This is a genomic window from Citrobacter sp. MGH104, from assembly GCF_001034485.1.
In the GTDB taxonomy this organism is placed as follows: Bacteria; Pseudomonadota; Gammaproteobacteria; order Enterobacterales; family Enterobacteriaceae; genus Citrobacter; species Citrobacter freundii.
Genome location: NZ_KQ089819.1, coordinates 335,733 through 355,885, shown reverse-complemented (window position 1 = coordinate 355,885; position 20,153 = coordinate 335,733). Strand labels below are relative to the sequence as shown.

Annotated in this window: 14 protein-coding genes; 8 read left to right on the top strand and 6 right to left on the bottom strand. The window is 45.5% G+C overall.

Going from position 1 to position 20,153, the window contains the following annotated elements; genetic code table 11:
• Window positions 1–8: 8 nt before the first annotated feature.
• The gene (locus SK34_RS19980; protein WP_001561320.1) at window positions 9–203 is read right to left on the bottom strand and encodes a helix-turn-helix transcriptional regulator; all 195 of its coding nucleotides are present in this window, start codon (window positions 201–203) and stop codon (window positions 9–11) included.
• A 138-nt stretch (window positions 204–341) separates the two neighbouring features.
• Window positions 342–1,232, bottom strand: coding sequence for a hypothetical protein (locus SK34_RS19975; protein ID WP_048233995.1), 891 nt, complete (start codon window positions 1,230–1,232; stop codon window positions 342–344).
• 160 nt (window positions 1,233–1,392) lie between these two features.
• Between SK34_RS19975 and SK34_RS19970 the strand changes: the two genes are divergently transcribed.
• From SK34_RS19970 to SK34_RS19955, 4 genes are all read left to right on the top strand, one after another.
• Window positions 1,393–2,172 carry an HNH endonuclease gene (locus tag SK34_RS19970; RefSeq protein ID WP_048233993.1) on the top strand — a complete coding sequence of 260 codons (780 nt, stop codon included), beginning with the start codon at window positions 1,393–1,395 and terminating at the stop codon, window positions 2,170–2,172.
• Between the two features lie 252 nt (window positions 2,173–2,424).
• Window positions 2,425–5,967: a helicase-related protein gene (locus SK34_RS19965; protein WP_048233992.1), complete on the top strand. Its 3,543-nt coding sequence runs from the start codon at window positions 2,425–2,427 to the stop codon at window positions 5,965–5,967.
• 142 nt (window positions 5,968–6,109) lie between these two features.
• Entirely contained in the window at window positions 6,110–9,019 is a 2,910-nt protein-coding gene (locus SK34_RS19960; RefSeq protein ID WP_048233990.1) for a DUF1156 domain-containing protein, read from the top strand.
• A gap of 76 nt (window positions 9,020–9,095) precedes the next feature.
• Complete coding sequence (locus SK34_RS19955; protein WP_048233987.1) at window positions 9,096–11,921, top strand: ATP-binding protein; 2,826 nt, start codon at window positions 9,096–9,098, stop codon at window positions 11,919–11,921.
• A gap of 31 nt (window positions 11,922–11,952) precedes the next feature.
• Here the strand turns inward: SK34_RS19955 and SK34_RS19950 are convergent, their stop codons facing one another.
• Together SK34_RS19950 and SK34_RS19945 are read right to left on the bottom strand one after the other, a co-directional pair.
• A complete protein-coding gene (locus SK34_RS19950; protein WP_048233986.1) occupies window positions 11,953–12,255 on the bottom strand; it encodes a hypothetical protein in 303 nt (100 codons plus the stop codon).
• Between the two features lie 107 nt (window positions 12,256–12,362).
• Complete coding sequence (locus SK34_RS19945) at window positions 12,363–12,623, bottom strand: hypothetical protein (protein WP_048233984.1); 261 nt, start codon at window positions 12,621–12,623, stop codon at window positions 12,363–12,365.
• A 697-nt stretch (window positions 12,624–13,320) separates the two neighbouring features.
• Between SK34_RS19945 and SK34_RS19940 the strand changes: the two genes are divergently transcribed.
• Together SK34_RS19940 and SK34_RS19935 are read left to right on the top strand one after the other, a co-directional pair.
• Window positions 13,321–13,941, top strand: coding sequence for a DUF6088 family protein (locus SK34_RS19940; protein ID WP_048233982.1), 621 nt, complete (start codon window positions 13,321–13,323; stop codon window positions 13,939–13,941).
• A complete protein-coding gene (locus tag SK34_RS19935; protein WP_048233980.1) occupies window positions 13,941–15,014 on the top strand; it encodes a nucleotidyl transferase AbiEii/AbiGii toxin family protein in 1,074 nt (357 codons plus the stop codon). The genes SK34_RS19940 and SK34_RS19935 overlap by 1 nt, the downstream gene beginning before the upstream one ends.
• A gap of 140 nt (window positions 15,015–15,154) precedes the next feature.
• Here the strand turns inward: SK34_RS19935 and SK34_RS19930 are convergent, their stop codons facing one another.
• Together SK34_RS19930 and symE are read right to left on the bottom strand one after the other, a co-directional pair.
• The gene (locus SK34_RS19930; protein ID WP_082139604.1) at window positions 15,155–16,027 is read right to left on the bottom strand and encodes a phosphorothioated DNA-binding restriction endonuclease; all 873 of its coding nucleotides are present in this window, start codon (window positions 16,025–16,027) and stop codon (window positions 15,155–15,157) included.
• Window positions 16,028–16,179: 152 nt separating this feature from the next.
• Window positions 16,180–16,542: an endoribonuclease SymE gene (gene symE, locus SK34_RS19925; RefSeq protein WP_048233978.1), complete on the bottom strand. Its 363-nt coding sequence runs from the start codon at window positions 16,540–16,542 to the stop codon at window positions 16,180–16,182.
• 778 nt (window positions 16,543–17,320) lie between these two features.
• Here symE and SK34_RS19920 point away from each other — a divergent pair.
• Together SK34_RS19920 and SK34_RS19915 are read left to right on the top strand one after the other, a co-directional pair.
• Window positions 17,321–18,691, top strand: a complete 1,371-nt coding sequence (locus SK34_RS19920; RefSeq protein WP_003837154.1) for a tyrosine phenol-lyase — start codon at window positions 17,321–17,323, stop codon at window positions 18,689–18,691.
• Between the two features lie 190 nt (window positions 18,692–18,881).
• Complete coding sequence (locus SK34_RS19915) at window positions 18,882–20,147, top strand: aromatic amino acid transporter (protein WP_003837156.1); 1,266 nt, start codon at window positions 18,882–18,884, stop codon at window positions 20,145–20,147.
• The last annotated feature ends 6 nt before the right edge of the window (window positions 20,148–20,153 follow it).

The window sequence follows — 20,153 nt, the reverse complement described above, 5'->3', positions numbered from 1 at the left end:
TCCGGCATTCAGACATCGCGTGTGAGGCGGATGCGCTGGTGGATCCACGCGTCCACCTCGCTTTCCAGCCAGGCGACGTGGCGGCTGTTGAGTCGAATGGATGGCGGAAACTGTTGCAGCTGGATTTGCCGGTAAATCCACGATTTACCGAAGCCGATTTTGTCTTCCACCTGGCGTAAGCGTAAAAATCTGTCGCTATTCATAACCATTCCTCCTGTGTCCAGATTCGTTTACATCAGCACGATGGGCGTGGTTATCAAAGCAGCAGCGTCCCTGCCAGGCAGTAAAAATCCTTATCTGGGTTAGTGAGAGTTGTTAGTTGAAAGTGTTAGTTGATCGCGTTACGGCGGTGCGCCGCGCTGGAGTGCGGTTTTCAACGTCTCGGGGCTCAGCGGCAGGTGCATACCTTCCTCACGCGCCCAGCATTCGAAAATGTTCATCAGTTTGTAGGGATGCTCCAGCATTTCATCGTCCAGTTGTGGGTTGTGCTTGCAGGCCAGCCACAGCAAACGGGAAAGCGCGGAAGTGATCCGTTCCTTTGATTCCGGCTGATGATTATCCAGAAAAGCCTCTAGGTGGGTACGGCGGATGACGAACAGTGCGTCTGGAGGCAGCGTGTCCTGCAGGTAGCAGATGGACAGACTGAGCCGGGATTTAAGGTCATTGCGACCATTGCCATACAGCTGGCCTATCAGCAGATGTAGCTCTTCCTGAAGGTTGTTTTGCGTGGCGAGCAGTTCCAGCAAAAGCTCCCGCAACGATTTGCGGCAACAGAGTTGGTAGTAGCTGTCGTGCTCATCACAGACCACGATGCCAATCTGGTTGCAGCAGTGGGTGTCTTTGGGGCAAGGACGATTCAACGTTTTCGCCAGTTGCTGGTGGAGCAGCAGGCGCTCAAGGCCGATTAACGGCAAATTCCATAGATGGCTGGTGGTCAGTTGCAGAGTCGGGTCGCGTCTGCACGGCGGAGAATTCGCCATTACTTTGCGGTTGCCGGGTTTGTTGCACTGCGAAGGTGGAAAGGGAGACTTGCTGAATCGGCAGGCAAAGCGGCAAGGGGGGTTGAGTGGTCTCAGAAGTACGGGTGAAGGGAAGTAGACCGAGAGCGACAGATCGCCGTGCAGGGCATGGCGGATCAGATCGGCAGGCAGCAATGTGATGTTGTGCTGCCGGATGACTTCTGCGGCCTCATCCAGCGTCAGCCACTCCTGGCGGATTTTGTGTGGGGGCATAGCGTGTTCCTTTTTGTGTTGTTGGTTGCGTATCGTGCTTGTTGATGGTGAAAACCGGTGTGAGATGTTTTTGCTAAAACAACTAACCTGATCAGTTTAGTTAACGATCTTTTCAGACATAATCTGGTAATGAATTACGCTTGAAAAACAGGATGTAACATTGAATAGCTCGGAATACGATTTGCTTGAAGTGGCGTGGTATTTATCGAAGTACGGTAAATCTCAACCACCCGTGGGACTGGGTGTTCAGAAATGGAAAGAGGCTTTTGCCTTGTTTTATCCTCGTTTTGGAGCGGGTAAAACCGCCAGCGAGTTTCACAATAGTTTGAAAAATAGTCGTGACCGTTTTGATTCCTGGCTTAGTGATGTGCGTGTTGGCTGGCGTGACGAGCAGGGCGCTCCTGCTGCGCTTTCTCATTCAGCGCAGCGTGTGCATCAGCGGTTGAGTCTGCTTTCTGATAGTGCAATTGAGCAGCACGTTCTTTCGTTAATATCTTCTGATGGAGATGAACAGGCTCAACGTGACTGTCTTGCTATTCAGCAGGATAGAAGTATTGAAGATACCGTACGCGAGCAGCTGATTGCGGCACGGCTGGGGCAGGGTACCTTTCGGAAAAATTGTCTCATGCTTTACCCGGCATGCCCTGTTACGGGAACGACGTTTGCGCCGTTACTCCGTGCCAGCCATATAAAACCGTGGGCTGCCTGCGAGAATGGGAACGAACGTCTTGATCCTTATAATGGAATTATACTGGCCGCGCATATTGATATTTTATTCGATCAGGGATGGATTTCGTTTGAGAACGATGGGCGTTTATTAATTAGTAATGAACTGGATATTGGTGTGAAAGAGCAGTTTTTGTTGCCGGAGAAAATAAAGGCGTTTTCTGTTGACTCTTATTGTTATCTGGAATGGCATCGGGAGAATTTACTGAGATAAGACATACCTGATTTTGGGTGTGGACGTAATCTTGCCAAGAGGCGTACCTATTGATGTCCAAATAATTCGTATGCTTTAGGGCGTCAATTGTGCAAGAAAACGATTAATCTGGGGCCATGTTATACGGTTCTATCATGCAGTAATATGAGTATCTTGTGAGGAGTTCGCAGCCAGTGTTGACATGACTCGGAAGCTCCTTGATTACCAATAGCGATTGCAAACTTGCTAAAGCAACCAAATCAAAGGGATACAATGCTCAAGCTTGAAGAAATCAAAAAAGACGCGCAAATCCGGGGCATTATCGAAGGACAGGTCGTGCGTGTAGTCACAGTTGAGCCTATCGGAGAGCACGCTCTAACTGTTTACTACAAAGATAATCAGGGCTCTCTGGCTGAAAGGATGTTGTTTCGTAGTGACGAGACCAACTTGGCTATGGCCACAGCAGAACGTCCTTGGTCATTTGATGCGCCAGGGCGTGAATTTAAATTAGGCCTTGAAGCATACCGAATTTCGCAGGCTGCATTATTTGATCCAATGATGGCCGTTAACATGGCTAATGTTGACCCGCTACCTCATCAGATTTCTGCCGTATATGAGTACATGCTTCCTAAGCAACCTCTTCGCTATGTGCTGGCTGATGATCCTGGAGCAGGTAAAACTATAATGGCTGGCTTGCTAATTTCAGAATTACTGCTTCGCGCAGATGCACGCCGCGTCATGGTTGTATCACCTGGGTCGTTGACTGAACAGTGGCAAGACGAGCTCTTTGAGAAATTTGGGCTTCAATTTGATATCTTTAGCAAGGAAAAGCAGGAGCAATGCGTTACCGGAAACTACTTTGCCGAAACAGATAGATTAATCTGCCGTCTGGATCAATTATCAAGAAGCGAAGAGTTACAGGAAAAATTACAAAATACTGATTGGGATTTAATCATCGTCGATGAAGCTCATAAGTTATCTGCTAATTATTTTGGCAATAAAATTAATAAAACTAAAAGATTTACCTTAGGTGAGTTACTCGGCTCGATATGCCGTCATTTCCTTTTGATGACGGCTACTCCACATAATGGTAAAGAAGAAGATTTTCAAGTCTGGATGTCACTTCTGGATAGCGACAGATTTTACGGTAAGTTTCGTGAAGGTGCCCATAAAGTCGATATCACGGATATGATGCGTAGAATGGTCAAAGAGGAGCTTCTAACCTTTGATGGTACGCCTCTATTTCCTGAACGCAGAGCTTATACCGCTAATTATGAGCTTTCTCCTCTTGAAGCTTCTTTGTACGAGCAAGTAACAACTTACGTCAGAGAAGAAATGAATCGTGCCGACAAACTGGATAATAAAAAGAAAAATACTGTCGGTTTTGCACTTACGCAATTGCAACGGCGTCTGGCATCAAGCCCTGAAGCGATCTATCAATCTTTAAAACGGCGTCGTAATCGTCTTAAAGACAAACTTGATGAGATGAAGCTAATGGCGCGAGGGCAAAAAGCTAAACGATCTGGAGAAGCGGAAACACTTGAAAAGCATAAAGTAAGTAAATCAATTGAGCTACCAGATGATTGGGATGAATTGGACGAAGAACTTAGTGCTGAAGAGTATGAACTTTATTCAGAGGAAGTAGCCGATCAGGCAACAGCTGCTGAAACTATTTTTGAACTTGAAGCAGAAATAAACTCACTCATTGAACTGGAAAATCAAGCATTAGTGCTTGTTCAGTCTGGTAACGATAAAAAGTGGGAAGAACTTTCTAGGCTGTTGCAAGATTCGCCCGAGATGATTAATCGCGACGGTAAGCGTCGAAAATTGATCATCTTTACTGAGCATAAAGATACCTTAAATTATTTACGACAGCGTGTATCAGATCTGTTGGGGCAGCCCCAGGCGGTTAGGGTAATCTATGGCGGAACGAATAGAGATGAACGCCGCAAGATCCAAACCGAATTTCGTAGCGATCCAACTGTATTAATCCTTATTGCTACTGATGCTGCCGGTGAAGGTGTAAACCTACAAAACGCAAATTTAATGGTCAACTACGACTTGCCATGGAATCCTAACCGCCTCGAACAGCGTTTTGGGCGTATCCACAGGATTGGCCAAAAAGAGGTATGTCATCTTTGGAATATTGTTGCCAACGAAACTCGTGAGGGGGCGGTCTTTCAGAAATTATTCGAAAAGCTTGAAATTGAGAAATCTGCTCTGGGTGGAAAAGTATTCGATATATTGGGGGAAGCCTTCGATAACGTTTCTCTTAAAGATCTCTTGATCGAGGCTATTCGCTACGGTGAAGATCCTGCTACACGTGCAAAAATGGATCAAGTGATCGAAGGTGCTCTGGATAGTGAGCATTTGAAAGAGATCCTCCGACGCAATGCCCTTGTTGAATCTCAAATGGGATTAGAGGGGTTATATGCTATTAAGGAGCAAATGGAAAAAGCCGAAGCTCGCCGGCTACAGCCTTTTTTTATTCGTGCATTTTTCCAGGAGTCCTTCAAGGCATTAGGTGGAGAACTGAGACCTCGCGAACAAGGTCGGTATGAGATCAACCATGTACCAGCTCTAATTAGAGAACGTGACCGAAGTATTGGTGAGAGTAGGACGCCTGTTCTATCTCGGTATGAAAGGATTTGTTTTGAAAAGCAGCAAATCAGACCAACTGGTAAAGCTCTCGCAGAGTTAATACATCCCGTTCATCCATTAATGCATTCAGTGCTTGATCTCACCTTACAAATGCATCGAAATAAACTAAAACAGGGTGCTATTTTAATCGATCCAGCTGATGATAGTGACATGCCTCGTCTCATCTTGATGCTTGAGCACACTATCCGTGAAACTAACGGTCAGGCAAAGGGTATTGCTTCTCGGCGCATACAATTTGTCTCTATAGATATGAATAATAAGGCTGCTTATGCTGGTTGGGCTCCGCACTTGGATCTGCAGCCAATTGAGGAGAGTGATCTCCTTTTGATTAAAGATATCTTACATTCACCTTGGTTATCTCAATCGCTTGAACCTTTGGCATTACAGCTTGCCTCCGAGAAATTGGTTCCTGATCATTACGCAGAGGTTAAGCTACGTCGAGAGCTACAGGCGGATAAAACCCTTGAGGCAGTACATGAACGTTTGGTTAAAGAAATCAACTACTGGCAAGACCGTTTCCTAAAATTAAGTGATGATGTAAAAGCTGGAAAACAACCCAAATTACAGCCTGAAAATGCCCGTCGCAGGGTTGATGAGCTGACGGCAAGGTTGCAGCAGCGGACAGCTGAATTGATTGCACTAAAGCAAGTCGTTTCAAGCACTCCGGTTGTGATTGGTAGCGCATTAGTAATTCCTCAAGGGTTCTTATCTAAACGTAAGGGAGAAGTGATTTTTACACCTGATGCTGCAAGCCGTGCGCATATTGAGAAAGTCGCGATGTCAGCTGTGTTCTCTGCTGAACAAGCTTTAGGGCATAGTGTGTTTGACGTATCGGCAGATAAATGTGGGTGGGACATTACTGCTCGTCCGCCGCTCAATACGGATGGCTCGCTCCCGCAGGACAGGCACATTGAAGTTAAGGGGCGTAGTAAAGGTCAGACGACTATCACTGTAAGTCGTAATGAAATTCTCTACGCTCTTAATCAGGCAGAAAAATTCCTCCTGGCGATAGTGCTGGTAGACGGGGATAGTTTTGAAGGTCCCTTTTACATTCGCCAGCCTTTTAACAAAGAACCGGATACTGGTGTAGCAAGCATTAACTACGACCTTGCTGAACTGCTCTCAAAAGCGACCGAGGCTAAGGAAAGCATGTGAAAGGTGGTTACAGAGTTCCCTTTTACAACTGACTTTATCCATAAGCATACCCCAAGCGTTAAGCGCTTGGGGTATGCTAAGCTATCCGGCAATCCACACCTGCTCGTGTGCCGTTGGTTTAGTAATTCGTATTGGAAGAAAAATGACACTTGTCAAGTCACCTAAAAAACTTATCGAAGTAGCGCTACCATTAGACGATATCAATGCCGCTTGCGCCCATGAAAAGATGCCTGGTATTGGTCCCCATCCCAGAGGTATTCACTTATGGTGGGCTCGTCGCCCGTTAGCTGCTGCAAGAGCTGTCATCTTTGCTCAGATGGTAAATGACCCTGGTTACCAGCAAGGTGAAGGCTTTCGATATGGAGTTAACAAGCAAGAAGCCGCCAAAAAACGTGAATATTTATTCAATATCATACGTAAACTGGTTAAGTGGGAAAACATTAATAATGAAGAAGTGTTAAGCGAAGCTCGCGGAGCCATTTGGGAAAGTTGGCGTGATATCTGCTCACTAAACAAAGATCATCCACAAGCTAAAGAGCTATTTAACCCAGAAAAACTTCCGGGTTTTCATGACCCATTTGCAGGCGGCGGGGCCTTGCCATTAGAAGCTCAGCGATTAGGCTTAGAATCCTATGCATCTGACTTAAACCCAGTTGCAGTAACGATTAATAAGGCGATGATTGAAATTCCACCTAAGTTTGTTAATACAGCTCCGGTTGGACCAACATCTATTAGTAGTGAGGGTAACAAAAAAAATACAAATGTTCTGAGTGTATTTGAAGAGTGGTATGGCACAGAAGGGTTGGCAGAAGACGTGCGCCGTTACGGTGCGTGGGTTCGAAATGAAGCACAGAAACGAATCGGCCATCTTTACCCTAAGATATTAATAACAAAAGAAATGGTTGCTAGCCGTCCCGACCTACAACCTTATTTGGGTGAAGAGCTCACAGTCGTTGCCTGGCTGTGGGCTCGTACAGTCAAAAGCCCTAACCCTGCGTTTTCCCATGTAGATGTCCCCTTGGCATCCAGTTTTATTTTATCTTCTAAGACAGGTAAAGAAGCTTATGTTAAGCCTGTAGTTGAGGGGGATAGCTATTATTTCACCGTCAAAACAGGTTTATACCCTGAATCAGCAAAATTGGGGACAACCGCTGGTAAAAGAGCTGCTTTTATTTGTTTGCTATCAGGTTCACCTATTGACTACAAATATATTCGTAGTGAAGGTAGTGCTGGACGGATGGGGCAAAAATTAATGGCCATTGTAGCTGAAGGTAAAAAAGGTCGCATATATATTTCTCCTGAGCAATCCCATAGTGATATAGCAAAGCAAGCAAAGCCTGAATGGTCACCTGTAATGTCATTACCTAACAACCCCCGAGATTTCAAAACTCCAAATTATGGTCTGGACAAATTCGGTGATCTTTTTACCCCTCGTCAGTTAGTAGCATTGTCGACTTTTTCGGAGCTAGTTGTAGAGGCGATAGAACATTGTCGTAATGATGCTATTATTTCTGGTATGACGGATGATGGTATCAGCTTAGATTCTGGAGGTGTCGGTGCGACTGCATATGCTCAGGCAGTTGGCGTATATCTTGCGTTTGTAGTTGATCGTTGTGCCGATTTCTCAAATACTTGCACCAGATGGGTTCCTGGTAATCAAAAGGTCATGAACTTGTATGGTAAACAAGCGATAGCAATGACATGGGATTTTCCAGAGGCAGGAGTACTTGAAAATGTGGTTGGTGGTTTTTTACCAGCCGCTAACTTTATTGCAGACTGTATAACTAAACTTCCCAATCAGGAAATTAATGGTTTCGTATTTCAGCAAGATGCTCAGACTCAAAATATAAGCACTAATAAAGTAGTATCATGCGATCCTCCCTATTATGATAACATTGGATATGCTGATTTATCCGATTTTTTCTATGTTTGGTCGCGCAAATCACTACGCCCAATATTTCCAAATCTTTACGCATCCATAGCTGTTCCTAAGGCTGAAGAGTTAGTTGCAACCCCTTATCGGCATGGTGGTAAAGAAGGGGCGGAAGCATTTTTCCTTGCAGGTATGAGTCAAGCGATTCATCAGTTGGCTGAGAAGGCACATCCAGCTTTCCCTGTCACAATTTATTATGCCTTTAAGCAATCCGAAACCAAAGTAGATGGCACTTCAAGTGCTGGCTGGGAGACGTTTTTACAAGCTGTAATCGATGCAGGGTTCGCCATTAGCGGCACTTGGCCGATGCGTAGTGAACAATCAGAACGATTAATCGGTAAAGGGACGAATGCTTTAGCCTCAAGCGTAGTTCTCGTATGCAATAAAAGGAAGGTTAGCGCTGAAACAATTAGTCGCCGACAGTTTATTCGTGAACTAAACGCTACACTACCAGAAGCTCTGGATGAAATGACCCAAGGGGGAGTTAACTCTCCAGTAGCGCCAGTCGACCTATCACAAGCCATCATTGGTCCTGGAATGGGTATTTTTAGTAAATATGCCTCAGTTTTAGAAGCAGATGGCAGTAAAATGACTGTTAAAACTGCCCTGCAATTGATTAATCGTTTCCTTGCTGAAGATGATTTCGATCATGATACTCAGTTCTGCTTGAGTTGGTTTGAACAAGAGGGCTGGAATACAGGTAAGTTTGGAGAGGCTGATGTACTTGCCCGAGCCAAGGGAACCAGTGTAGCCGGATTAGTTGACGCAGGGGTAATCCATGCTGGTCAAGGGGAATTACGTCTACTGAAATGGGCAGAAATGCCGGATGATTGGTCTCCAGAACACGATAGTAGGACCCCAATTTGGGAAGCGCTACATCAATTGATTCGAGTTTTGAACAGCAAAGGAGCCAGTGCTGCTGGTACCATGTTAGGACGAATCACCAATAAAAGCGATGCAATCCGCTCATTGGCCTATCGGCTGTATACTCTTTGCGAGCGCAAAGGATGGGCGAGTGATGCTCGAGCTTACAATGAATTGGTAACATCATGGGATTCCATGCAATCTGCTATGGCAGAAACTGGTAAGTCTGGCGATCAGCAATCTCTTGATTTCTAATAAAGCCACAGCAAAGTTTGACGCCACTGCCTGTTTCTTAAACAAAGAGCAGGCATTGTAAATTCAGGATAAAAAAATGAGTCTTAAACCCTGGCGTGAAATTGCACGCCCTCACCGCGACGTACTTGAAGGCACTTTCAAACAATCAGAATTTGCTGCTGATATCACTCAGGTAGCAAATGGCAAAGCACCCAGAGAGTACCAGGATGCTGAGCAATTTTTTGCACGTACATTCATCACTGAGGGTATGCGTTTATTGCTGGGGTCAGTAGCAGAACGTTTAACAGGCAAAGGAGGAGATCCTGTAATTCAATTGCAGACCGCATTTGGTGGAGGCAAAACCCACACCATGCTGGCTGTATATCATTTGGCCTCACGCAATGTCAGTACCGATCGTTTACAAGGTATCCCCCCAATCCTTGATGCTGCTGGAATTAGTGAATTGCCACAAGCAAGGGTTGCCGTCATCGATGGCATTAATTTATCAGTCAGCCAACCTCGAGAGCATGGGAGTGTTTCTACCAACACTTTATGGGGTGAGCTTGCCTGGCAGCTGCTTGGTGAAGAAGGATATACTCTAGTCGAAGATAGCGATCGTGATGGTACGTCCCCTGGTAAAGAAGCGTTAGTACAATTATTGACCAGGTCTGCGCCTTGTGTTGTTTTAATTGATGAATTGGTGGCTTTTTTACGTCAGCTTGAAGTTGGCAAGCAGTTCAAGGCAGGTACTTTCGATTCTAATATCACTTTCGTTCAAGCGTTGACTGAAGCATTTAAGGCTGTTCCAAATGCCATATTGCTGGCCTCTCTTCCAGAATCAGCTCTGGAAGTGGGGGGAACAATGGGGCAGAAAGCTCTTGATTCTCTTGAAAAATACTTTGCTCGTGTCGAGTCTGTGTGGAAGCCGGTAGCTACTGAAGAAGCTTTTGAGATAGTGCGCCGACGTCTTTTTGAGTTTGCAGGAGAAACAGCTCAAGTTCAGGGGATTTCGCAGCAATATACTGATTTTTATCGTAAGAACGCGCACAAATTCCCTAATGAGACTCAGTCGGCTCACTACTATGACCGATTGTGTCAATCTTATCCTATCCATCCAGAGGTGTTTGACCGACTTTATGAAGATTGGTCAACTCTTGATAAGTTCCAGCGTACCCGTGGTGTTTTGCAATACATGGCTATAGTCATCCATCGTTTATGGGTAAGCGATAACCGTGATGCGCTCATAATGCCAGGTTCATTACCTTTGGATGACAGCATTGTCCGGGGTAAAAGTATTCATTACCTCCCTCAAGGTTGGGAGCCTGTTATTGAAAAAGAAGTTGATGGCCCTCGCTCTGAAGCTACTGAAATAGACAAAAACGATACACGTTTTGGTCAATATCATGCTGCACGGCGTGTAATGCGCACTCTTTTCTTGGGGAGTGCTCCAAGCAGCGGCGATCAGATGCATCGCGGCTTACAGATTGAGAGAGTATTACTAGGGGCATGTTCACCAGAACAGACAATTGGAACTTTTGAAGATGTTCTTTTGCGTTTACGCGATCGCTTGACATACCTGTATGGAGAAAAAGATCGACTTTGGTTAGATACTAAGCCAAATTTGCGTCGTGAGATGGAAACTCGCAAGGGCAATATAAATGAACGTGAAGTACTGATCCCACTGATCAAAAAAACAGTTACTTCATGCTTTGGAAGCCAGCATTGCTTTACAGGTGTTCATGTATTTGCCCCAGCAACAGATGTTCCGGATGAGTTTGGTACCGGTCCTCGTCTGGTCGTTTTACCACCAGAGACTATTTCAGCATACAGTCGCAGCAATAGTAATAATCTAGCGTTTAAGGCTGCCGAAAATATTCTATTGAAACGAGGAGAACAGCCAAGGGTTAAGCAAAACCGTTTATTCTTCCTTGCAGCAGATTATGACAGTTTAAGCCGTCTTAAGGAGCAAGGGAAAATATATCTGGCGTGGTTATCCATCGTTCAGGATATTGAAAATGGTGTATTAAACCAAGACCTTGCTCACCTCACTCAAGCCAAAAGTAATCGCGATAGTGCATTACAGAGATTTAATGGTCTGGTTAGGGATACCTATAAATGGCTTATGGCACCGTTACAAGAGCCTGGCCAGGATTTAGTGTGGGAAACCGCACAAATTTCTTCCAGTGCGCCAAAATTAGTACAAGAAATTGAAAATCGGTTGATTGAGGAAGAATGGTTAATTAAGGCATGGTCACCTGTGCATCTTCGTAATCTTTTGGAGAAGTATTATTTTACTAATGGTACTCACCAAGTGAGTGCGGTAAAGGTTTGGCAAGATGCTTGTCAATATCTGTATATGCCGCGATTAGTTAATGATCAGGTACTACGCGGTACTATTGAAGAGGCTGTCAAAAGTGATGATTTCTTCGCTTTTGCTGCGGGGGAACGTGAAGAACGTTACGAAGGATTTGCCTTTGGTCGTCCGGCTACGGTTTTTCTTGATGAGAATTGTTTGCTCATAAGTCGCGAATCAGCTCTTCAATACGTGGATAAATTAAAAGCAGAACAATCATCAAAGAGTGCTGATACTGTCCCTGTTACAGATAATGGATCTTCTGCTGATACAGGCTCTGTAATTGACACAAGTTCTACTGTAACCCCTGGTTCTGGAAGTGGTGTTAGCGAACCCACCAAACAACAATTTTATGGTTCTGTTCGATTAGATCCATTAAAAGCAAAAATAGATTTTGCTACTCTGATGGATGAAGTGGTACAAAACTTCACCAGTCAATTAGGTGTGGATGTAGTTATCTCTGTCGAGATTAATGCTCGTTCAGAAAAAGGATTTGATGCGAATCTTCAGAGAGCAATCAAAGAAAACTGTAACATGCTGAACTTTGGTAATGCTGAATTTGAAGAGTAAAGAATAAAAGGGGCCGGGTTGCCGGCTCTTTTTATAACCAATGTTCTGGAATAGTTAAATCAAATGTTCGAGATACATAACGAAGCATGGTGATAATTTCATCATACCTTGCTTTTTCAATATTCTGACCAGAATTCTTCGCCTCTAATATTTTCTTCAATTCATGAAGGTTAAACATTTCAAGTTTATAAAAGTTACCCCACGTCGGTTGTCCAAAAAGATTATAAATTACAACAGTACTATCTCTCTCACTTGCCAGCCTTTTTTCACCCGATATCTTTGTCAACGCCTCCTCTGCTTCGTCTTTATTTTCATAAGTATTAAGAAGTTTCATTGTTGTATTACTCCTTGTTGGTTGATTTAATGATTTTATTTCAAATGGAGAATATGATATTGTTTTTTTAAAGTTATAATAGAAGCTGTTTACACGGTCCAAATATATCAGAAATCTAACAACTTAAAAAGTCGTTCTTCACAGATATAGCGGCCATGAAGTTGTAGTATTTCAGTTTTGCTCAGAATACCTTTCTTCTTAAGGTTTACCAGCAATTGCTCGATTTTATCTAACTCAACAAAGTCACCAGTAAGCGCAGTAATGGTCACTGCCATGCGGCTCATAACATCACGATTAGCTGTAACATTGTTTTCTTTTGCCAACTCTTGAACATAGCTGGCGACATTAACGATAGTTTTTTGGGGCATAAGCCCATCCTCAGTTCTTGTCTAAAGATAAAAAGATTAATATATTGAATATCTCCAGAGGAAACTCTTGATAGAGATGATAAATACAAAGAAATAAGAACGCCAGAACGACATCATTTAAAGAGCTAATAAAATTTATCTATTTGGTTTTATAAATGAACTTATCAATGGTATAATTAACCACCCTGTTAGTTGCTTCAGGTAGTCAACAATTGTACCATCCGATAATAAATAATGGAGAGCAAATAGAATGAGTATTAAAAATATATTTTTGCAAGTTAAAAATTTATTCAAATTTAAAACTTTTATTCTGCCACGCACTGCGATTAGCGAACGCTTACGCGTCGTGGTGCTTTGCACTCGCGGTATCGCAGTGCGTGGCAGAGCTTAGCATAATTTTTAAAATAAGTCAACGTGTTAGTAATAATATCCTAATAAATTCTTGCTTCTTTATCCATAAATATTTTCATATCGCCCTCTAAATAATGTTCTACCTGTGCATTCCTCTTATGGCATTGATTTAAGTTCAAAATTATCTGAACCAATACTGTTTTTGTGAAAAAAACTTTTTAACGAAATATGATGGCCTCGATAGACTACCTTTTGCTGACGTAAACACCCTTGAAATCACCATGGCATAAGGGCTATAATGATTTCACATGGTCTGTTATGTGTCACTTAAGGTTAAGGAGTGCGTATGTCTGTTATAGCACTGGTCCGTCAGCGGATTAACCGCATGAGACGAGGTGTACCGTTTTCTATCAGTGGGTTCTACCCGCTGGGAAGTCGCGCATCTGTACAGCAGGCTATGAGTCGCCTGGCAAAAGAAGGCATGATTGTTCGCGTAGATCGAGGATTTTACGCGCGACCGAAACCACTCAAGAATATTCCTTCCATCAAGATCGTAACCAGTGCTGAAAAGGTAGTGGCTGCATGGGCTAAAGAGCGTGGCTATAAAATTACCATCCAGGGGCTGGAGGCTGCTTATCGGCTGGGTATGCAGACGCAAGCTCCGGTTAAGCGTATTTACTGGTCGAACGGTCCAACCAGAGAGTTTAAGGTTGGCAACGAGACTGTGATTGTTCAGCACAAGTCAGAAAGTAAACTGAAGTGGCTGAATCGGCCTGAAGGGGAGTTGTTACGTGGGTTGCTGAGCCTGAGTGGAAAGTATGCCCGTCTGGAAGCAATCAAAAATGCTTTTAACCGTCTTAATATCTCTTCCCGGGAAGCTCGCTCAGCCATTGCTAAGAAATTAGTGAGTGAACCAGCTCTTCAGGGATGGCGTACTCAGCTTGAACTCTTTCGGCAGGCTATCTGATGAGCAGCATCTTTGAACTCTATAAAACTGAAGAAGGGCGGGGCCAACTTCAGGAAATATTCACTTATGCTGCACAGAAGCACCCATTGAGTCTAGGGGCGAGCTTTCTGGAAAAGGATCTCTGGGTTACAGAGATCCTACGTCTTCTGTTTGATGAAGGTTTTCTTCGTCCATACACAGTCGCTTTTAAAGGTGGAACTTCATTAAGCAAGTGCTGGAATGTGATTGAGCGCTTTTCTGAAGATATCGATTTATCGATTCATTGGGCGGAACTTGCTGGTCATTCAGAAGAACAGGAACAAGAGGCCTGGAAAGCAAGTACTCGTAGTCGAAGTCAGAATCAACGCTTTCGTGAACAACAGCAAACAAGACTAGAAGAATGGACCGCGGAGTTAGTGGAAAAACTTAATCAGCGTTTCCAGTCTTATGGTATTTCCGGCCTGGAGGCTCGTTTAGAGGCGGAAAGTAGGGGAGAAAAGGTCGATATATTCTTTCCTCGTGTTCACGCTGATACTGCGGCTTACCAGCGAGATCATATCTTATTGGAGTTCGGTGGTCGTAATCGGGGAAAACCGACGGATACAATAACAGTAAGCAGTTATTTGTCTGGAATAAAAGAGCTGGGTGAGCTGGAGTTGCCATCAGCAACAGTCCAGGCATATAACCCTGGCTATATTCTCTGGGAAAAAATTACCGCCCTGCATCAGTTTTGTACCCAGGAAAAAGAGTTAAATGCAGAACGTCTATCCCGTCACTGGTACGATGTTGATTGCCTGTTACAGCATCAATTTGCCGATCTTTATGATACAAAAGAAGCAATGCAAAACGTAATTGAAATGAAGCAGCAGCGCTGGACCTTTCCTGGTGTGGATTATACGTTGGTTGCTAAAGGTGAGCTACGTCTGGTCCCTGAAGATGCAGGGCGCCTTGCTGCTATCGCTGAAGATCATCGAATTGCTATTGAGGGTGGAATGTTTTTTAAGGAGCCTGACGGGTTTGATAAAATCATTGAACGTCTCCAGCAGGTTCAGGATGAATTTAATTGTGCGATGAAAAAAGATAATGAAACCTGATACGCTTAGTTGCTAATTCTGTGATCTTCTTCCAAGTAATGGCATAAAGTGTCCATTCTGGGGGCAAATCCCCAAACTAAAACCTAAAAACCCATTACTTTTCAATAAAGTAAAAGAAAAGGCGAGTCCGGCCTTCGCACTCACCCTCTAAACACCTCTTTCCTGTGCCACTCCACAAACCCTTCTTGTGGATAATTTTCGCGCATCATCGGTAGAGCAATCTCCTTCCCGTCGAAATCCCAGAACAGTCTGCCCACCATGCCGCTGCCATTTACTGCGGGCGACACTTGAACTCGCATACTTTCATCCAGGCCAATCGAACCTTTATCAAAGGCTTTATGGTGGATTGCACACAGCGCAAGGCCGTTTGAAATCTCGCACGGGCCGCCGTGCTGTTTCCATTTGATATGGGCGGCTTCCAGGGCGACAGAGGTGCTGTCGTGGCGCATATTGAAGCCACAAATGGCGCATTCATAGTTATAGGCACGCAGAACCTGCTGGCGGAACAATGGGTCCCGCTGTTTGCGGATTTGCAGGATATCAAATCCCAGTTCATCCGCGATCTCTTCCTGAATGCTTTCGGTGAAGTGCGCCTCGAGGATTTGCTGGGCCAGGGCATTAATGAGATTCTTGTTCTTTTTCAGCAGGGCAAAATGCTGTTCATCAAAGCCTCCGGCAACGTTATGCGTCACCAGTTCTCCGGCAGGGGGCTGTTTGCTGCAACCGGACGTTGAACAATGCTCGGCGTTTTGTAGCTCCCAGAACCCATCTCCCTGTAAGCGCCAGAAGGGCATATCCGGGCGGTATTGCGCGCGCTGTGGTCCAAATCGCTCCAGCAGGCTATGCAACGGGTCGCGAACCTCCGAACCGTAGTCAAACAGGCGACCGTGACCCTGCTGATAACCCGCCAGCACATGAAGCAGCAGCAGGGGCTTGTGCGGCGCGCGCTGCTCGCCTTTACGCCAGATGGTGATGTCGGCAATTGCCTGTTGCAGGGTTTTACTGGAAGTCATTGATTTCATTATCAGGTAAATAATTGCGATGATGCTCGCAAATTATCACCTGATCAACAGGTGTGAGGCCGATACACTATCGATGTCACTTTATCGCTTACCTGTAAAAGCTCAAAAAGGCGCCCGCAGGCGCCCCAATGACAATCACACACTCACCCCTTCAACGCTTTCCCCGCAATTACCCCGATAAACTCCAGTACCTGCTTTTGCTTACGCACGGAGAGCTTTTCCACGGCGCGCAGGGATTTCATTAGTTCTGACTCTTCGGGTTCGGCGGCGCGGGCGGTTAATACGATGCAGCCTTGCATTACGCGAACATCAACGTCGGTGCCGGTGTCGAATCCGGCGGCTTTCAGCCACTGGCCCTTCATCACAATGGACGGAAACCGGACGAACTTCACCGGAATACGGCTGTAATCAGGATAACGGCTCGCATAACCCACCTTCAGGCGACGGTTATCTGCGGCGTGGACTTCTGGATCAAATGAAACTGCAATACAATGCGTATCAGTCATGGCTGCTATTCTCTATTAATAGTTGCTGTGATTAGCGATGCGGAGGTGTTGGCGCACCTTCGCATCGCGCTAATAAAACCCCTGTAAATTACGCCAGTATCTTGGGGGAAGTCCAGATGTAAATAAGATGAAATAAGCGCGAATAGCACGCTTTCGGAATAAATAGAAAACCCCTTCACCCCAATAAATCCGGTATTATTCACCGTATAAATCCATTCTCATCCAATCCGCCAAATACCTGCCATTTCCAGAAAATAATGCTCCTCTGCATCTGGCCAAAAATGCGATCTCACTCACTGAAGCAAATAGCAAACTCTGAAACAACACGGTTTTGTACACTTTGCTTTACACTTTTAGTGATGTGAATCACAAATATCACTCCGTGAAGTGATCCGACTCTCACAAAATGAGGTGTACTCATTCACCAATACATTACGAGCACAGCCTGGAAAGTTATGTTTTCAGTATTTCCACTCTCCGCAGACACACTACGACGAATGGCAAATCGAAACGCAAAAAAAAACTTGTTGAATATTAACGGGTAAAAAAATGACGTGTGATTTGCATCACCCACATTTACAGCTTTTTAAATTATTGCCAGTGATTAATGTTGACCGGGCTATTTCCATAATCAATCAAATCTTGCATAGTGCCTCCACATTATTTCTCCCCCTGACTCAGGAGGCGAATAGTTATATTTCATCAGGATTTGTTGATGAACCAGGTATGATTTACTTCACATTAATACGTACATGACCACTGTTACTGGAGAAACAAAATGAATTATCCGGCAGAACCCTTCCGTATTAAAAGCGTTGAAACTGTATCTATGATCCCGCGTGATGAGCGCCTCAAGAAAATGCAGGAAGCGGGTTACAATACTTTCCTGTTAAATTCGAAAGATATTTATATTGACCTGCTGACAGACAGTGGCACTAACGCAATGAGCGACAAGCAGTGGGCCGGAATGATGATGGGTGATGAAGCGTACGCGGGCAGCGAAAACTTCTATCATCTGGAAAGAACAGTGCAGGAACTGTTTGGCTTTAAACATATTGTTCCGACTCACCAGGGGCGTGGCGCAGAAAACCTGTTATCGCAGCTGGCTATTAAACCTGGGCAATATGTTGCCGGGAATATGTATTTCACTACCACCCGTTATCACCAGGAAAAAAATGGTGCGGTGTTTGTCGATATCGTTCGTGACGAAGCGCACGATGCCGGTCTGAATATTGCGTTTAAAGGTGATATCGATCTTAAAAAATTACAAAAGCTGATTGATGAAAAAGGCGCAGAGAATATTGCGTATATCTGCCTGGCGGTGACGGTTAACCTCGCGGGTGGGCAGCCGGTCTCGATGGCTAACATGCGTGCGGTGCGTGAACTGACAGAAGCGCATGGCATTAAAGTGTTCTACGACGCTACCCGCTGCGTAGAAAACGCCTACTTTATCAAAGAGCAAGAGCAGGGCTTTGAGAACAAGAGCATCGCCGAGATCGTGCATGAGATGTTCAGCTACGCCGACGGTTGTACCATGAGTGGTAAAAAAGACTGTCTGGTGAACATCGGCGGCTTCCTGTGCATGAACGATGACGAAATGTTCTCTTCTGCCAAAGAGTTAGTCGTGGTCTACGAAGGGATGCCATCTTACGGCGGCCTGGCCGGACGTGATATGGAAGCGATGGCGATTGGCCTGCGCGAAGCCATGCAGTACGAATATATTGAGCACCGCGTGAAGCAGGTTCGCTATCTGGGCGACAAACTGAAAGCCGCTGGCGTACCGATTGTTGAACCGGTAGGCGGTCATGCGGTATTCCTCGATGCGCGTCGCTTCTGCGAGCATCTGACGCAAGATGAGTTCCCGGCGCAAAGTCTGGCCGCCAGCATCTATGTGGAAACCGGCGTGCGCAGCATGGAGCGCGGAATTATCTCTGCGGGCCGTAATAACGTGACCGGTGAACACCACAGACCGAAACTGGAAACCGTGCGTCTGACTATTCCACGTCGTGTTTATACCTACGCACATATGGATGTTGTGGCTGACGGTATTATTAAACTTTACCAGCACAAAGAAGATATTCGCGGGCTGAAGTTTATTTACGAGCCGAAGCAGTTGCGTTTCTTTACTGCACGCTTTGATTACATCTAAAAAATAGTTATGGCCCCATCACGTGATGGGGCTTTTTTGTATTCCTTTTCCATGAACAGGAAACCTTTGCGGTGCCCGTTACCGTGACATAACTAAAAAAAAGTAAACCCTGACTCCGACATTTTTATTATCCGCATGATGTACAAATGACAGCTGTAATTATAACGAATAGTCTACAGGAACATTTATCATGGATATTAATGCCATTGAGCGACAGAGTAGTACCCCCGGACTGATTAGCGGAACCATGTTGGTTATCGCGACCGTAGTGGGTGGCGGGATGTTCTCCCTGCCGATTGCGATGGCCGGCGTATGGTTCCCCGGTGCGTCTGTTATTCTTCTGTTTATCGCCATCATGATGTTATTAACCGGTCTGATGCTGGTCGAAGTTAACCTGCATTATGGCGCTGGTGCCAGTTTTAATACCTTTACTCAGGATTTATTAGGCCGGAAGTGGAATATCGTGGTTGGTATCGCTTTCGGCTTTGTGCTGTATATTCTGACCTATGCCTATATCTCCGGTTCGTCGGCGGTGATGGCGCAAACCGTGTTCAAATACAGCGGCGTGCGCTTTCCGGCGAATATCTCGGTGGTGATCGTCAGTATGCTGGTAGGGGCGATTGCCTGGTATAGTTCCTTACTGGTCGGACGCATCACTACCGTGCTGATTATCGGTAAGTTTGTGGCGTTCTTTGCCACGTTCTCCGGGCTGATTGGCCATATCGAAGTGGCAAAACTCATCGACAGCGTGGCGGTGGCGTTGCCAAATTCGCAGTATCTGCCGTACATCCTGATGACGCTGCCGTTCTGTATTATCTCGTTTGGTTTTCACGGTAACGTGCCGAGCCTGGTCAAACTGTATGGCACAAGCGGAGTCTCGAATATTACGCGTTCGATTATCATCGGTACGCTGTTTGCTCTGCTGCTGTATATTTTCTGGCTGGGCGTGACGATGGGTAACATCAGCCGTTCCTCATTCCCGCCGATTATCGCCAAAGGCGGCAATATCGATGTGTTTGTCGAGGCCATCAGCGGGCTGTTCACCAGCCGGTATATGGATCTGATCCTCACCTTTTTCGGCAACTTCGCGGTAGCCAGTTCCCTGCTGGCGGCGACGCTTGGCCTGTTCGATTACATCGCCGACCTGTTTCACTTCCCGGACGACGGCATGGGCCGCCTGAAAACCGCGCTGGTGACCTACTTCCCGCCAGCCGCCGTGTGCTTCTTCTTCCCGAACGGTTTTGTGCACGCGATTGGTTACGCCGGTCTGGCCTTTACCATCTGGAGCGTGATCCTGCCGCCGTTCCTGGTGAAAGCCGCGCGGAAACGTTTCCCGACCGCCAGCTATACCGCGCCCTGTAATAACACCGTGCTTAACCTGGTGATTGTCTGCGGAGCGGTTGTCTATCTGACGGTTGTTCTGGACGTATTTGGTCTGCTGCCAACGTTTCGTTAGACGGAG